This window comes from Vibrio sp. Y176 (assembly GCF_033438945.1).
Window position 1 is genome coordinate 1 of sequence record NZ_JAWOQS010001069.1, and the last position, 540, is coordinate 540.

Annotated in this window: 1 protein-coding gene; it reads left to right on the forward strand. The window is 43.5% G+C overall.

Annotated elements, in window-relative coordinates; genetic code table 11:
- On the forward strand, positions 1–443 hold a 443-nt coding region (locus tag R7O13_RS30245; RefSeq protein WP_318305643.1), incomplete at its 5' end, for an SDR family NAD(P)-dependent oxidoreductase.
- Positions 444–540 lie beyond the last annotated feature (97 nt).

The following is a 540-nucleotide window of genomic DNA, read 5'->3' on the forward strand; positions in this document are numbered from 1 at the left end:
TTCAAAACAGTTCCGTCTTGGGTTTTGCCGCAATGAAGTATCGTGGGGCGTACAACGCCTCAAAGTTTGCCCTAGAAGGATGGACAGATACATTACGGCTCGAACTTGCTGATACCGACATCAAAGTGGCGTTGATAGAGCCCGGCCCCATTGAAACGCAATTTAGACACAACGCTCTGCACGCTTTTGAGCAATGGATTGACGTAGATTCAAGCCCTCACCGTATCGCGTATGAAGGACAGAAAAAGCGTTTAGATAACGATAAATCGAATAATCGATTCGTGCTGCCCGCAGAAGCTTGTATCGACCCCGTTCTTCACGCACTAACCAGCAATAAACCTAAAATTCGCTATCGCATTACGACACCAACCAAGTTGTTTGCGATTTTGAAACGATTATTACCCACTCGTGTCCTCGATAAAATTTTGCGACAAGCCGCATAGAAATATTTTGTCGTAATGTAATTTCATCGTAACAATGTGATGTCATTATGAGCACGTAGGTTAAAAAAACCTCACGCGCTCGAATCAATTTCTTATT